Consider the following 238-nt stretch of genomic DNA (forward strand, 5'->3'; position numbering starts at 1 on the left):
AATCTTTGACCGCATGGTTTCAGGTCTTTTAACCTCCCGTTAAGGGTACTTTTCAGTCTTCGCTCACGCTACTACTACACTATCGGACTAGAGACGTATTTAGGGTTGGAAGTGAATGCCTCCCAAATTCACGCGCGATATCCAACGCACGCTACTCGAGAACATCTAAAATCTCCATACTCGCCTTCCTCTAAGGGGCTATCACCCTCTATGGCCTGGTTTTCCAACCAAGTTTGAG

Annotated in this window: 1 rRNA gene; it reads right to left on the reverse strand. The window is 47.1% G+C overall.

Annotation, left to right across the window (positions count from 1 at the left end):
• Nucleotides 1-238, reverse strand: a 23S ribosomal RNA gene (locus D2V08_RS17450); the annotation flags it as partial.

It is taken from the genome of Flagellimonas lutimaris (assembly GCF_003581615.1).
In the GTDB taxonomy this organism is placed as follows: domain Bacteria; phylum Bacteroidota; class Bacteroidia; order Flavobacteriales; family Flavobacteriaceae; genus Flagellimonas; species Flagellimonas lutimaris.